General features: G+C 67.7%; 11 protein-coding genes and 2 pseudogenes. 10 read left to right on the top strand and 3 right to left on the bottom strand.

Features of this window, described 5'->3' with window-relative positions:
* Positions 1–78: 78 nt before the first annotated feature.
* The 3 genes and pseudogenes from ACH4YL_RS23455 to ACH4YL_RS23465 form a co-directional block, all read left to right on the top strand.
* Positions 79–750: pseudogene (locus ACH4YL_RS23455) on the top strand (ATP-binding protein); the annotation flags it as partial.
* 383 nt (positions 751–1,133) lie between these two features.
* Complete coding sequence (locus ACH4YL_RS23460) at positions 1,134–2,948, top strand: NAD(P)/FAD-dependent oxidoreductase (protein ID WP_398509374.1); 1,815 nt, start codon at positions 1,134–1,136, stop codon at positions 2,946–2,948.
* A complete protein-coding gene (locus tag ACH4YL_RS23465) occupies positions 2,936–4,348 on the top strand; it encodes a hypothetical protein (RefSeq protein WP_398509375.1) in 1,413 nt (470 codons plus the stop codon). The genes ACH4YL_RS23460 and ACH4YL_RS23465 overlap by 13 nt, the downstream gene beginning before the upstream one ends.
* Positions 4,349–4,456: 108 nt before the next feature.
* Here ACH4YL_RS23465 and ACH4YL_RS23470 read toward each other — a convergent pair whose 3' ends face one another.
* Complete coding sequence (locus ACH4YL_RS23470) at positions 4,457–5,179, bottom strand: flavodoxin family protein (RefSeq protein WP_398509616.1); 723 nt, start codon at positions 5,177–5,179, stop codon at positions 4,457–4,459.
* A gap of 209 nt (positions 5,180–5,388) precedes the next feature.
* On the opposite strand from ACH4YL_RS23470, the gene ACH4YL_RS23475 reads away from it, so the two are divergent.
* Together ACH4YL_RS23475 and ACH4YL_RS23480 are read left to right on the top strand one after the other, a co-directional pair.
* The gene (locus ACH4YL_RS23475; RefSeq protein ID WP_398509376.1) at positions 5,389–6,522 is read left to right on the top strand and encodes a molybdopterin-dependent oxidoreductase; all 1,134 of its coding nucleotides are present in this window, start codon (positions 5,389–5,391) and stop codon (positions 6,520–6,522) included.
* Entirely contained in the window at positions 6,522–6,929 is a 408-nt protein-coding gene (locus ACH4YL_RS23480) for a hypothetical protein (RefSeq protein ID WP_398509377.1), read from the top strand. Before ACH4YL_RS23475 ends, ACH4YL_RS23480 begins: the two co-directional genes overlap by 1 nt.
* Before the next feature lie 78 nt (positions 6,930–7,007).
* On the opposite strand, the pseudogene ACH4YL_RS23485 reads toward ACH4YL_RS23480, so the two are convergent.
* Together ACH4YL_RS23485 and ACH4YL_RS23490 are read right to left on the bottom strand one after the other, a co-directional pair.
* A pseudogene (locus ACH4YL_RS23485) lies at positions 7,008–7,361 on the bottom strand (recombinase family protein); the annotation flags it as partial.
* Positions 7,362–7,580: 219 nt separating this feature from the next.
* A complete protein-coding gene (locus ACH4YL_RS23490) occupies positions 7,581–7,832 on the bottom strand; it encodes a hypothetical protein (protein ID WP_398509378.1) in 252 nt (83 codons plus the stop codon).
* Between the two features lie 128 nt (positions 7,833–7,960).
* Here ACH4YL_RS23490 and ACH4YL_RS23495 point away from each other — a divergent pair, with 128 nt between their 5' ends.
* From ACH4YL_RS23495 to ACH4YL_RS23515, 5 genes are all read left to right on the top strand, one after another.
* A complete protein-coding gene (locus tag ACH4YL_RS23495) occupies positions 7,961–8,791 on the top strand; it encodes a phytanoyl-CoA dioxygenase family protein (RefSeq protein WP_398509379.1) in 831 nt (276 codons plus the stop codon).
* A gap of 421 nt (positions 8,792–9,212) precedes the next feature.
* Positions 9,213–10,073 carry a homoserine O-succinyltransferase gene (locus tag ACH4YL_RS23500; protein WP_398509380.1) on the top strand — a complete coding sequence of 287 codons (861 nt, stop codon included), beginning with the start codon at positions 9,213–9,215 and terminating at the stop codon, positions 10,071–10,073.
* 77 nt (positions 10,074–10,150) lie between these two features.
* Positions 10,151–10,771, top strand: coding sequence for a LysE family translocator (locus ACH4YL_RS23505; RefSeq protein WP_398509381.1), 621 nt, complete (start codon positions 10,151–10,153; stop codon positions 10,769–10,771).
* 476 nt (positions 10,772–11,247) lie between these two features.
* Positions 11,248–11,964, top strand: a complete 717-nt coding sequence (locus tag ACH4YL_RS23510; protein ID WP_398509382.1) for a response regulator — start codon at positions 11,248–11,250, stop codon at positions 11,962–11,964.
* Positions 11,965–11,969: 5 nt separating this feature from the next.
* Positions 11,970–13,085, top strand: a complete 1,116-nt coding sequence (locus ACH4YL_RS23515; RefSeq protein WP_398509383.1) for a sensor histidine kinase — start codon at positions 11,970–11,972, stop codon at positions 13,083–13,085.
* Positions 13,086–13,902: the final 817 nt, after the last annotated feature.

Consider the following 13,902-nt stretch of genomic DNA (forward strand, 5'->3'; position numbering starts at 1 on the left):
TGCATCAACGACACAGAACGCTCATGGTGACGCTCATCGCGGACACAGAAGAGAGGGGCTCAGGACCCGTTGATAACGCCCGGCACCGGCAAGACGACCTTCGCGCGCGGCATCGCGTCCAAGCTCGGCTGGCCGTTCGTCGAGCTGCTGCCGTCCCGCCTGGCCGACGAGGGTAACCTCGCCGCCGCCCTGCGCAGCGCCTTCGCCCGGATCGCCGAGCTGGAGCGCGTACTCGTCTTCATCGACGAGGTCGAGGAGATCGCCCCCGTACGAACCGAGCCTGCGCAGCCCGGCGGCATGCACGGCGTGACCAATGAACTGCTCAAGCTGATACCGGGGTTCCGCGAGCGGGACGAGCGGCTGCTGGTCTGCGCCACCAATTCGATACGGTCGCTCGACCCGGCCTTTCTTCGGCCGGGCCGGTTCGACTACCTCATCCCGATCGGCACGCCCGACACGGCCGCCCGCGCGGCGATCTGGTCCCGCTACACAGACGGCCGGCCCGATGTGGATGTGCCCGTGCTGGCCGCCTCCAGCGAGCTGTTCACTCCCGCCGACATCGAGCACGCCGCCCGCATCGCGGCCCAGGCCGCGTTCGAGCGTGACCTGGAGACCGTTGGGAACGGTTCGGGGGAGCCCGGCGCAAGCACCAAGGACTACCTGACGGCGATCGAGCAGTGCAGGCCGACCGTGACGCCCGAGATGATCGACCAGTTCGGCGCGGACATCACGGCGCACGCCCGCTGCTGAGAAGCGGCTCGGTCTCGGGTTACCGAGTCGGTTGGTTGGTCATGCCGGCCGACGTCAACGCCAGTTCTCGGTATTGGCGCAGGCGATCAAGGCGCGGGGGCCGCCGGCGAAGCCCCGGGCAGTACCAGGGCAGTTGCGAAACGGGCCGCGAAGTCTTACCGCTTTCTGACGCCGGCCCCTGTGGCGCCCGTGAGGTCACGCCCGCATCTAGCCTGATCGGCAACTGCCCTTGTGCGGCCGGGCGGTGCACAAGCTGCCCAGATCGCGCACGGTGCCCTTCCTTCCCCGGCGACGTCCCTCAGTCGATGTGGAGTACCTGTGACGCCATCAACACCACCTGCCCGCTGGCCCTGTCCGGACGATGCCACGCAGGCGGTGGCGTCATGACCACACCCAACGCCCCGGATGAGGCATTGCGGCCGGATCCACGGCCTCCGCTCAGCCTGCACGCGATGCTGGGCGCACTGGCCGGTCTGGTGAGCGGCGTGCCCGTCGGCGCGCTCATGACGTATCAGGATCCCCTCGCCATGGCTGCCGTCGTCGACTTGCCGTCCTGGATTCCGTACGCCATCTACACCGCAGCCGTGGGAGCGCTGATCGGTGTCGTCGTGGGCTATCGCCGAGGAGCGGTCGCGATGGCGGCGAGCGGCGGCGTTCTGATAGGGCTCCTGGGCTGGATGGTGTGGTCCCTGACCGTGACGCCCCTGGTGGAGGGCAACGTTCCCACCTGGTCCGCGGAAGCTGCCGAGCGTGCCTATGCCGAGTTCGTCGGCGAGCTCCTCCACGGGGGCCTGACCGGCTTGGTGCTGCACGGTCTGCTGGCGCTACGCGCCCGTAGGCGCCGCAGCAGTGTTCCCGCCCCGGTTCCCTGCCGGAAGCCACAAGTCGTCATCGTGGGCGGAGGCTTCGCCGGTGTCGAGACGGCCCGGCGGTTCGAACATCTTTCCCTCCGGGGGCAGCAGGCCGAGGTCACGCTGATCAGCGCGTCCAACTACCTGTTGTTCACGCCGATGCTGGCGGAGGTCGCCTCCGGCGCGCTCGAACCCGCGCACATCAGCGCCCCCATCAGGTCCGCCGCACCCCGCACCCGCTTTCGCCACGGCACCGTGGAGGCGATCGACACGAACGCCCAGGTCGTGCGCATCGCCACCGGACCCGCCATGTCGCGGCAGATCCCGTACGACCACCTCGTCCTCGCCACCGGCTCCGTCCCGCACGCCTTCGGACTGCCCGGTGTCGAGGAGAACGCCTGGACGCTCAAGAGCCTCGACGATGCGATACAACTGCGCGACCACGTCATCGGCCTGCTCGAATCGGCTGACCAGGACTACACGGACGATCAAGCGGGCGGCCGGGCGGGTCTGCTGACGTTCGTCGTCGCGGGAGGCGGCTTCGCCGGCACGGAGACGGTCGCCGAACTCTTCGACCTGGTGCACGGCGTGGCGCACCTGTATCCGAACATCCCGCCCGGGCACTTCCGGTTCATCCTCGTGGACTCCAACCCGCGGATCCTCGGCGAACTCTCCCCGGAACTCGGCGACTACGCCCTGACGCGGCTGCGGGCCCGCGGCATCGAGTTCCGCCTCGGAGCGCGGGTCGCCGCGGCCAAGCAGTACGGAGTGAAGCTCACCAACGGTGAGTTCATCGCGACGCGGACGTTCGTGTGGACGGCCGGCAACCGGCCGGGCCCTCTGGTGGCGGGCCTGGGCGGCGAACATGCCCGCAACGGTGCGCTGATCACCGACGCGGCGTTCCGGGTGCAAGGGCTGCACAACGTATGGGCGGTGGGCGACTGCGCCCGCATCCCAGACCCAGATCGCCCCGGGTCCGCTTTCCCGCCCACGGCCCAGCACGCGCTGCGCGAAGGCAAGGCGGTCGCGGACAACATCGCCTCCGTACTCGCAGGACGTGCCCCGGCCCCGTTCCGCTTCCGCACGCTCGGCCTCCTCGTGGTGCTCGGGCATCGCACGGCAGCTGCTGAGATCCGCGGCCTCCGCTTCTCCGGCGTCGCTGCCTGGCTCATGTGGCGCGCCATCTACCTGTCGAAGCTTCCCGGCTTCGAAAAGCGCGTCAGGGTCCTCTTCGACTGGCTGACCGACCTGGTGTTTCCGCGCGACATCGTGGTCACCACCCCACCGCCCGTACTGAAGAGCCCCGTTGGGGAGAACACAAAGGAGGAGTCCTCGTGGAAGGCATGACGCTGCTGCGGTGCGGCGCGGCGCCGGGCGCGATCGCGGGTCTGGCCGGCGGACTCGTCTTCGGCGCCGCGATGAGCTCGGTCGGCACGCTGCCGAGCGTCGCCTCCATCGTCCGCAGCGATTCCGCCGCGGTGGGGCTGACCCTTCACATGCTGATCGCTGCCGTCATCGGCGCGGGCTTCGGAGTTCTGGTCGCGCGCCAGCAGGCACGCGTCGGCGAGAGCCTGTTCTGGGGGCTGCTCTACGGCGGGTTCTGGTGGTTCCTGGGAGCGCAGACCCTGCGTCCGGTACTCGCCGGTGAACCGGTGGCATGGGGCCTGGCCCAAGCCCAGTCGCTGCTGCCCAGCCTGTTCGGCCACCTGTTCTACGGGGCCGTCACGGCCGTCGTGTTCGTGGTGCTGCGGCCGGACGCCGCTCCGCCTCCCCGATCCCGGATCGGTCCGGTGGTGCGTGGTCTCGCGGCCGGCACCGTATCCGTCGCCTTGCTGTACGCCGTCGTCGGCCCGATGGGCGGAGCCTCGCCGCTCACACAACTGGTACCGGTCGCGCTGCTCGGGGGCGCCTGCTACCCACTGTTGTTCACCGCTCAGGAGGGGACGGGTCCCGCTCTGGTCCGCGGGACCGCGTATGGCTTCCTGTGGTGGGTCCTCGCCGCCCTGACCGTGCCCGCGCTGTTCGAGGGCCGGCGCCTCGGCTGGTCCTATCAGGACGCGGTTTCCGCGGCGGAACAGCTGCCGCCGTACCTCCTCATCGGAGCCGGTACCGCCCTGGTCTTCAGCTGGCTGGACACTCTGTCACGGAGCATCTTCGTCGACGACATCCGGATGTTCCCGCGTATGGCGTCGGGCGGCAGGGGTTTCCGGGCGGCCTGCTACGGTGCCGCGGCCGGAGTCGTCGGCGGTCTGGTCTTCACCGGCGTCATGATCTCCGTGGACGCGCTGCCCGATGTGGCCCGGCTCGCGGGATCGACGTCGCCCACGACGGGGCTGATCACGCACCTGCTCATCGCGCAGCTGATCGGCATCATGTACGCCGCACTTTTCCGCGGGCGCAGTTTCGACGCGGTCTCCGGCATCGGCTGGGGCATTTCCTACGGGTTCTTCTGGTGGGTGCTGGGAGCCCTGACGCTCCTGCCACTGCTCACCGGCCGCGATCCGCGCTGGGATGCCGCGGCGATGGCCGAAGCATTTCCGTCCCTGGTCGGGCACTTGGCGTACGGGGCGGCGCTCGGTGTTGTCCACTACTGGCTCGAGACCCGTACGAACCCGTGGTGGGCCATCCGCAGCCAGGTGGAGGCGGACCGTGTGGCCGCCCGGCGTGAACAGGCTCTGGGATCCGCGCCGGCTCTCTGGGGATTCACCACACTCGTCGCGTTGATCATCCCGCTACTCGTCCGCTGACCCCGTCGGGCGCCGCGGAGCGGCTCCGGCGCCCGCCGAGGGACCGTGGTCTCCGTGCGGGGTCCGCGCTGCCGGGCAGGAGTGCCATCACGCCTGCCCGGCGCGCATTCAGCGGTACTCGGGGTTGGGGAAGTCGAAGCGGAGTCCCGCGTCCCAGCCGGAGCGCTGGTTGCCGTACGCCGGGATGCCCCCTGCACGCTTGAGCATCGCGGCCATGTGCATCAGGTTCCAGGTCATGAAGGCGGTGTTGCGGTTGGTGAAGTCGTTTTCCTGGGCGTGGGAGTCAGGATCCAGGTACGACGGCCCCGGACCCGCCTCACCGATCCACCCGGCGTCGGCCTGCGGCGGGATGGTGTACCCGAGATGCTGCAGGCTGTAGAGGATGTTCATGGCACAGTGCTTCACACCGTCCTCGTTCCCGGTAATGAGAGCACCCCCCACCCGGCCGTAATAGGCGTACTGGCCCTGCTCGTTGAGGATGCCCGAGCAGGCGTAGAGACGCTCGATCACCTGCTTCATCACGGAGCTGTTGTCACCGAGCCAGATGGGTCCGCACAGCACGAGAATGTCGGCCGTCATCACCTGCTCGTACAGCGCCGGCCAGGCGTCGGTCTCCCAGCCGTGTTCGGTCATGTCGGGCCATACGCCGAGGGCGATGTCGTGATCGACGGCGCGGATCAACTCGGTGGTCACACCGTTCTTCTCCATCACGGCACGGCTCTTGTCGATGAGGCCCTCGGTGTGACTGGTCTCCGGCGAGCGCTTGAGCGTGCAGTTGACGAACAGCGCGCGCAGGTCGTCGAAGCGGGGCGGATTCTCGTTGCCGTCCATTGTGGCCATGGGGATTCCTCGGGTCGCTTGGGAAGGGTCGGGGGAGTACCGCAGCGGACCGTGCAACGAGCGCAACGGAAGTACAACGCTGGGCTCCCCGCTCAGCGTGGCATCAGAGCGTCGCGTGCAGGCCGGGGCGTCTGCGGCGTCAGCAATTCGTAAGACGATCAAAGCCCCACGACGGCCCGCGAACGGGTGTCATGGGCTGCATGAAACTGCGCCTGAAACCACCGGCCTTCTCCGGTCGTCTGCACGACGCCCGGACGGCCACGTCAATTGGACGCCTGCTGGGGGTCTGCGTCCTCGTGTGCTTCGTGACCGGCGTGATCAGCCACTATCTGCAGCATCCTCCGGGATGGCTGGCCAACGACCTGCCGAGCCGCCCGTCCTGGGGCTACCGGCTCACCCAGGGCCTGCACGTGACCACCGGCATCGCGGCGATCCCGCTGCTGTTCGCGAAGTTGTGGACCGTCTACCCGCGGCTCTTCGAGTGGCCCCCGCTGCGCTCGGTACGGCATGCACTGGAGCGACTGTCCGTGGCAGTGCTGGTCGCCGCCGCCGTCTTCGAGCTCTTCGCCGGGCTGCTCAACACCGTGCAGTGGTATCCGTGGCCGTTCTCGTTCGTTCCCGTCCACTACGCCGTGGCCTGGGTGTTCGTCGGCGCGCTGGCCCTGCACATCGCCGTCAAGGCACCCGAGATCCAAGCTCACTGGCGCAAGACATCGCCCGGCACACTCGCCCTGCCGGACGCGGACGGCCCGGACCGGCGTTCCTTTCTGCAAGGGGTGACCGCTGCCGTGGGCGCGGTCACGCTCACCACGGTCGGTCAGTCCTTCACCCCTCTGGGGCGCTTCGATCTCCTCGCCCCCCGCCATCCCGATCACGGCACGCAGGGCCTGCCCGTCAACCGCACAGCTGCCGTCGCGGGCGTCACCAACGTCTCCGTACAGGACTGGCGGCTGACGGTGACCGGTCCCCGGCCGTACGAGCTGACGCTCGACGACCTGCGCGCGATGCGGCAGTACGAGTCCGTCCTGCCGATTGCCTGTGTGGAGGGCTGGAGCAAGTCGGCGCACTGGCGAGGAGTACGCATCCGCGATCTCCTGGACCGCGCCGGAGCACCGCCGGAGGCGATGCTGCGCGTCGTCTCCATGGAGAACCGCGGCAGCTACCGCATCACGGAGCTCGCACACACCTACGCCCGCGATGAGCTCACTCTGCTCGCACTCCGTCTCAACCGCGAGGTCCTCTCGCCCGATCACGGCTTTCCCGCACGCATCATCGCGCCGAACCGGCCGGGTGTGCTGCAGACCAAGTGGGTCCACCGGCTGGAGGTACTGTGATGCGGATTCTCGTCGGCGCGTTGGGCGCCGCCTCGCTCGGCTACGGCGCATGGCTGCTCTACGACGGTGGCCAGTACGCGGACGTGGCGATCTGGCTGGCAGGGGCTGTCGTGCTGCACGACGGGATCATCGCCCCGCTCGTACTGGCCGTCGGTCTGCTGCTGGCATTCATGCCGGCGCGCGGCACACTGCGCGCGGCGCTCATCGTCGCCGGCTCGCTGACCGTGATCGCACTGCCCCTGCTACTGCGCCCCGGCGCAAAGGCCAACAGCTCGGTGCTTCCACTGGACTACGGGCGGAACCTGCTCATCGCCATCGGTGCGGTGGCCGTGCTCACCGCCGCGCTGCTCGTGATGCGACGGCTGCGGTCCTTCGTTGCGGACCGGAGGTCCGCGGGACGGTCCTGACGACGCCGCGCTGCGGGACGAGCTTCCATGCCGGGCCCGGGGTTCATAGAAACACAGGGCTGCGTACCGCTCGGCACGGGACAGCAGCTCGCCGGTACGCGGGTGGCGGGCGGTGAGGTTCATCGCGGAGAATGCGCCGGCGTGGATGCGCAGAGCGAGGCGGTCGCGGTGAAGGACGTCGAGCACGTCGAGGATGTGTCCGGTGCCGTGTACGAGTCGGAACATCTCGGAGATGCGCACGGTGTCGCCCGGCCGGGCGTAGTTGAGGAGTGCGCGGAACTTCGGGCGCTGAAGGGAGAGGAGGCGGCTGGAGGTGCCTGACTCCTCCTCGAACGGGATCGGGTCCTCGATGACGGCCTCGTCCAGGACGAGGTTCTGCCGGGCGGTCGACTGCTGGTCGGTCGAGACGCGCTGGTAAACCAGGTTCGCCACCGAGGGCCCCTTCCGTACGGAGGATCGGCCCCTATCTGTCGTCAAACCCTGTCAGCAATCACCATCGGATCTGATTGGATTCGAGCCGCCGTGAACCCCCGGATTCCAGGGGTTCATTGGACACGTCGGCCGCCTGTCATCATTTGTTCGACTGCCGACAGGGCGAGGCGTCGGCCCGGACGGCGCAGGGACGTTGATGACCCGACACCGGGGCCGAAGTCACTCGGCGTCTGGGTCGGTGTCGCCCGGGAGTTCCCACTCCAGCATCCGCATCCGTTCGACCCGACGACGTGCGACGGAGACCGTTCCGGCGTCGAACTCGTGGTCGGGGCCGAAATCTGCGGCATCGAAGTACGCGTCAAAGCCGCTCTCGTCGCCCGTCACGACGAACTGGCGGCAGGCGAGCCCATGCTTGATCCGGGCGGCGCTGATGTCGGGGAAGTGCGCAATCACCCACGCTGCGGCCGTCATCGGCGGCGTCCGAGTAGGAACAAGGACTTCGCAAGACTCTCAGTGCACGCTCCTCCCTGAAAGAGTCGCCGCCAGCCGGGGACCACTCTCGTCTACTCCCACTCGCTTAGTCGAAACAGAGATATCGCATGCGCCTCACCCAGGAACAGACAAGCCTCTATCAGGAGAACGGATTCCTCCTACTCGAGTCGGCACTCGGCGACGACGCGGTCGCCCGTCTGCGCGAGGCCTTCGATCGTGACTGCCAGGTCCCCGGCCCGCAGCGGGTCTCCGAGGAGGGCCGGGCCGAGGTGCGCGCCGTGTACGCCTCCCACCTGCGTCAGCCCGAGTACGCCGGCCTGATCCGCGACCCGCGGCTGCTCGTCCCGGTGCAGCAGTTGCTCACCGATGACGTGTACATCTACCAGTTCAAGATCAACGCCAAGCCGGCCTTCGGCGGCGAGAAGTGGTCCTGGCACCAGGACTACGCGGCCTGGCAGATCGCCGACAACCTGCCCGCCCCGCGCCAGGTCAACGTCGCCGTATTCCTCGACGACGTCGACGAGTTCAACGGTCCGGTCATCTTCCTCCCGGGCTCGCACCGGTCCGGCCTCATCAGCAAGAGCCGGAAGACCGCCGCGAAGTCCGCCCAGCACATCGACCCGGACGACATCGCCCTCACCGAGGATCAGCTGACCGGGCTCGTCTCCGAGCGCGGCATGACCAGCCCCAAGGGCCGGGCCGGATCCATCGTGCTCTTCTCGCCGGAGATCGTGCACGGCTCGGCCCCCAACATGTCGCCGTTCCCGCGCCGGCTGGCCATCATGACGTACAACGACATCACCAACCTGCCCTGCTGGGCGGACGAGCCGCGGCCCGAGTACGTCGTGTGCCGCGACACCAAGCCCCTCCGCGCTCTGGACGCCCCGTTCCTGGACGCCCTCGAGGGGCCACAGCATGAGGTTCCCTACGTAGCGTAGAGCCGTGGACGTTCCCGAGATCATGAGCCGCCTGCCTGGCATGGCCACACGGTTCCATCGGCGTTCGTCGACGGAGTCGCCAGAGCGGCAGAGGATCTACTTCTGGCGCAACCCGGCATGAAGCGGAGGAGTGAGCCACGAGGCATGACGAACGGGTCTCTGCCGCGGCGCGGAGATCTCCACGCCGCACCGTGGCCCACACCCTCAAGAACCCTGTGCTTCACGGGGTGGGTAGACAGGCTGCTTCGTGTCCGAACCTGAGACGGCTGTGATGAGCTGCATTGGCGCGGAAAGTGAGGATACCCGGATGTGTCCGAACGTCCCGGGGGAGACGCATCGGGCCTCCAATGCGGCAGGTGTGCGCTTGCGTATAGGCATCGCCGATCTGGTCTCGCCGGGCCCGCACAGTGTGGGGCGGCGCATGTTCGCAGACCGCGTCATTCTGGCGTCCAGGCGCACCGGAGTGCCCGTGGAGCTCTCGATCTATGGAGTCGCGTTGTCGTCGCCATGGCAAACGTGCGGTGTCGACTGGTCGGCCCTGCCTGCGTTGGACGGTCTCATTGTCACGGGCAGCCACCCGAAGCGCCTCGATGTCGGGCAGGAGCCCGCCGTCCCCGTGGTGGAAGAGATCATTGGCGCCGCCGGTGACGACGTCCCTGTCATGTTCTCGTGTCAGTCCGCCCACATAGCCCTGAGCTTGCTGCACGGAATCCGCCGAGTCCGCCTGCCCCGCAAGCGCCACGGGGTGTTCGAGCATCAGAATACGGCTCCTGGACACCCGCTGGGCCTGGCGCTGCCGGCCCGGGCCCCGGTCCCGCACTCGCGGTGGAACGCGGTACCCGCCACTGGCCTCGAACGGGCAGGGCTCCGGGTCGTTCTCGGCGGTCCCGGAGACGACTGGCACCTGGCCACCAGCCCGGACGGACTGGACCGCGTCTTCCTCCAGGGCCACTGCGAATACCCCGCGGACATGCTGCTGCGGGAATACCGTCGGGATGTGAGGCGGCACCTTCAGGATGCGGACGCCCTCGTCGAAGTTCCGGAGAACTACTTCCACGCCGAGTCGGAGCGGCGATTGCGCTCCCGGCCGCCGCAGCACGCCCGGCCGGCTGAGGCCGAGGCGGTCTTCGGGCAGCTGGACGGTGAGATTGGAACGCTCGGGCCGCGCTCGCCGTGGGACGCCGCTGCCGACACCTTCTTCGCCGACTGGACAAGGATGCTTGCCGCACGGATCGCGGCGCGTGCCGATGCGGACCTGGGCACCTCCGGGACGCTGAAGTGATCCACGGGAGTCGGCGGCAAGCCGCCCTTGCTCTTTCAGGCACGCTGCTCTGCGCACAGGCAGAGAGGGCCGTCTGAATGTCGCCGGAAGCCACTCTCGGTGCCGCCCTTGTCGTGTACCTCTCGGCTGCCGTAATCCCTGGGCCGAACTTCGTTGTCGTCGTGGACACTTCAGCCACAAGCACGCGGAAGAACGGTGTCTGCGTAGCCCTGGGAATAGCTAGCGGAGGGCTGATTCTCGCCGCATTCTCACTCTTCGGGATAAGCCAGGCGCTGCTAGGGATCCCCATCTTGAGCAGTGCCCTCCACGTGATCTGCGGACTCTATCTCGCGTATATCGGCGTTCAGTTGTGGAGGAATGCCGGGGAATCACTCAAGCGCGGGGGAGCCGTCCCATCGCTTGATGTACGCCGAGCGTATGGACGTGGACTGTTCAATATCCTCACCAATCCGAAAGCGTTCATATTCTTCGGCACGGTAATGACGGCAGTCATTCCTTCCGGGGAGTCACTCGGCCTGCGTATTGCCGTTCTTGTGGAGATCTTCGTCTCCTCGGTGGTCTGGCATGTCAGTCTCGCTCTCTTCTTCTCCAATGAATCGGCTCAGCGTCGCTATGGCCGCGCGAAGCCGATTCTGAACCGGGTCCTCGGAACCGTTCTGAGCCTCATGGGTCTACGGCTCGCAGTCTTCGGGTCCTGAGGTTGCGGTAGTGCACGAGGTGCCGGTTTGGCGCCCGGAACCCCTTTTCACCATCCGCAACGTCCGCCTCCGCGGCGTAGTCCGTGATCTTCCCTGAGGCGACGCCGTCCAGCCACACCCGGTCTCACCGAGCTCGTCCACCCACCCAAGGCGTTCGGCCTGGGCGCGCAAGTGCGACCACGTTGGGGCCTTGGCCGACTGCTTCAGCTTGTTGTACTTCGTGGTGCCGGACTCGTCCTTCTCCGAGAGCAGGGCCAGCAACCGCTCCCGGTGGGCCTCATCGAGGTCACAACCCACCCCGCCCCAGACGAAACTCAACATCACCACCAACGACGCTGGGCCGAATGGCTGGCGGGGCGGGGTGCTCATCACTCCAAGATCAGCCCGTGGCGGGTTTCTGGCGCATCTGGGTCACGCCCCGAGCGGCCTCGGCACACGGGCGTGACGTCGCCAGAACCGCGTGCGAGGCTGACCCCATGCAGCCTGAACCACCTCGTCGGGTCCTTGTCGTCGACGACGACCCCACGGTCACCGAAGTCGTCACCGGCTATCTGAAGAATGCCGGATTCCTCGTCGACAACGCCGCCGACGGACCCGAGGCCATCGCGTGCGCCGCGAACGGTCGGCCCGATCTCGTCGTCCTGGACCTGATGCTTCCAGGAATGGACGGCATCGATGTGTGCCACGCGATTCGTCAGAGCTCACCGGCGCCCTCCGTCATCATGCTCACGGCGCGAGCCGAGGAGGAAGACCGCGTGCTCGGCCTGGAAGTCGGCGCTGACGACTACGTGACCAAGCCCTTCAGCCCGCGCGAACTCGTCCTGAGAGTGGAGTCCGTGCTGCGCCGCCGTGCTGCTGTCGCGGTCGAGCGCCAAACCGGTGCCCTCCTGAGAGCCGCGGACCTGGTGGTCGACCCGGCCGCTCGACGCGCCGTCAAGGGTGGGGACGAACTCGCCCTCACTCTGAGGGAGTTCGATCTGCTCGTGTACCTCATGCGCAATCCCGGGCATGCCATCAGCCGGGAGCGGCTGCTGCAAGAGGTGTGGGGCTGGGAGTTCGGTGACCTGTCGACCGTGACCGTCCACGCGCGACGGCTTCGCATCAAGATCGAGGAGGACCCGGCGAGCCCCAGGCTCATCCAGACCGTCTGGGGTGTGGGTTACCGCTTTGTCTCCTCCGAAGAGAAGGGCTGACCACATTGCCGGAGGTCATCCAGATTGCGCTGTACGCCCTCGGCGGCGCGGCGGCGGCTGGTGTGCTCGGGGCAGCGCTCCTCCGCGCGGTACGGCACCGGTCGACGGCGGTCTCGCTTGCGATCGTCGCAGCGGTATCCGTGGCCGCGATGCTCTTCGGGACGCTCATCGTCGCCTGGGCGATGTTCCTGTCGGAACACGACGTAACTGTGGTCACGACGGTCGTCGCGATGGCGGCTGTTGTCTCCTTCGCGGTGGCACTTGTACTGGGTCGATGGGTGGTCAGCCGGAGCGAGGCTCTGACACTGGCGGCCCGTTCCTTTGGCGAAGCCGGTTCGTTCGCCGCGCCGAGCAAGGCAGGGACCGCAGAACTGGCCGCGCTGAGCAGGGAACTGGCCTCCACCAGCGCCAAGCTGAACGAGTCACGTGAGCGTGAGAAGGCGTTGGAGGCATCGCGGCGGGAACTCGTCGCATGGATCTCACACGATCTGCGAACTCCGCTGGCCGGCGTGCAGGCGATGGCTGAGGCACTCGAGGACGGTGTGGCCGCCGACCCCGAGCGGTACTTCCGCCAGATCCGGACGGAGGCGGAGCGGCTGAACACCATGGTCGGTGAGCTGTTCGAACTGTCTCGTATCCATGCGGGAGCCCTTTCGCTGACGCGGACCCGCATCTCGACCTACGACCTCGTGGACGACGCGCTGGCCAGTGTCGACGCGCTCGCACAGAAGCTCGGAGTCCGGCTCGTCGGAGACCAGGTGGTGCCGGTGCCGATCGAGGTCGATGGCAAGGAGATGACACGCGTTCTGCGCAACCTGCTCACCAACGCGCTCCAGCGGACACCGGCCGATGGCACGGTCGCGATCGCGGCGGAATCCGGGGTGGACGGCACGGTGGTCGTCTCCGTGACCGACGGCTGCGGCGGCATCCGCGAGCAGGATCTGCCCCGGGTCTTCGACACCGGCTGGCGCGGCGGCGAGGCACGCACGCCCCCGGGCGGCGCGGGCCTCGGACTGGCGATCGTGCAGGGCATCGTCGAGGCGCATGCGGGCCGTGCCAGCGTACGCAATGTGGCCGACGGCTGCCGCTTCGAGGTGATCCTTCCCAAGGCTGGTGCCTAGCCCGTGAGGTCGTCGCTGCCAGGGGTGCGCACGTGGCAGCGAGGAGCGGACGGGACGCCCCTGCCGCACCCCGGGGGTGGGCACGACAGGGGCGGGGAGCCGGGTCGCCGAGCCGACTCCGAGGGAACGATGGGTCATCATCGCCTGACCCCTAGGCAGGCGATGAACGCCCCTCACGAATGAGTATGCAGCTGATGTTCAGTTCCGCGGCGGGCTGATTCGGGAACGGTCGCTGATTACGCGGATTCGGTCACGCCCGGGAGAAACAGGGCCTTCGTGTGAACGGCACGCCTCGCTCCGGAGATCTCCGGGGACTGCTCACGCCTTTTTCCGGATTGTGAATCGGTCAGAAAGTCGGTAAGGAACCGGACTGGGAATCGGACCCATTCGGGCACAGATCGATCCTTGAGGAAAATCCAGAGCTGGGCGAAAGAAGCGGCTCTGATTGGCCAAGCCGCTTCTGCACGGTGCCTGAAACTGACCACATGGTCATTGGGGTCATGACTCGAAGGAATTCAGAACTCCGCACATCGTGCCTCCGGGGCTGGGTTTTTCTTCATCCTGCCCGAGGGGGCGAATGTTGTGAGGTCAAGCCTGGATCGGGCATGAATTGCGCGCCGTCATCCCGACCTGCATGTCCATTCGCCACCTATGCCCGCCGGTCCATTGAACAGCCTCCTCCGGCGAGGGCGGGACGGCGGCTGACCCTGGAGACGACGCGGGCGCGCGCCGACTCGCGCCCGCGTCGTCTCTAGGGTCAGCCCCGGCGCCGCTCCTCTATGACCCTTCTCAGCAGGGGCGGACGTTGGTCTGGTTG

It is taken from the genome of Streptomyces sp. NPDC020681, from assembly GCF_044334895.1.
Classification (GTDB): domain Bacteria; phylum Actinomycetota; class Actinomycetes; order Streptomycetales; family Streptomycetaceae; genus Streptomyces.

Excerpts from the sequence above, each read along its gene's own strand:
- ACH4YL_RS23505 (WP_398509381.1), top strand. The coding sequence starts at position 10,151 with ATGTCGCCGGAAGCCACTCTCGGTGCCGCCCTTGTCGTGTACCTCTCG.
- ACH4YL_RS23500 (WP_398509380.1), top strand. The coding sequence starts at position 9,213 with ATGTTCGCAGACCGCGTCATTCTGGCGTCCAGGCGCACCGGAGTGCCC.
- ACH4YL_RS23480 (WP_398509377.1), top strand. The coding sequence starts at position 6,522 with ATGCGGATTCTCGTCGGCGCGTTGGGCGCCGCCTCGCTCGGCTACGGC.
- ACH4YL_RS23510 (WP_398509382.1), top strand. The coding sequence starts at position 11,248 with ATGCAGCCTGAACCACCTCGTCGGGTCCTTGTCGTCGACGACGACCCC.
- ACH4YL_RS23470 (WP_398509616.1), bottom strand. The coding sequence starts at position 5,179 with ATGGACGGCAACGAGAATCCGCCCCGCTTCGACGACCTGCGCGCGCTG.
- ACH4YL_RS23475 (WP_398509376.1), top strand. The coding sequence starts at position 5,389 with ATGAAACTGCGCCTGAAACCACCGGCCTTCTCCGGTCGTCTGCACGAC.
- ACH4YL_RS23490 (WP_398509378.1), bottom strand. The coding sequence starts at position 7,832 with ATGACGGCCGCAGCGTGGGTGATTGCGCACTTCCCCGACATCAGCGCC.
- ACH4YL_RS23460 (WP_398509374.1), top strand. The coding sequence starts at position 1,134 with ATGACCACACCCAACGCCCCGGATGAGGCATTGCGGCCGGATCCACGG.
- ACH4YL_RS23495 (WP_398509379.1), top strand. The coding sequence starts at position 7,961 with ATGCGCCTCACCCAGGAACAGACAAGCCTCTATCAGGAGAACGGATTC.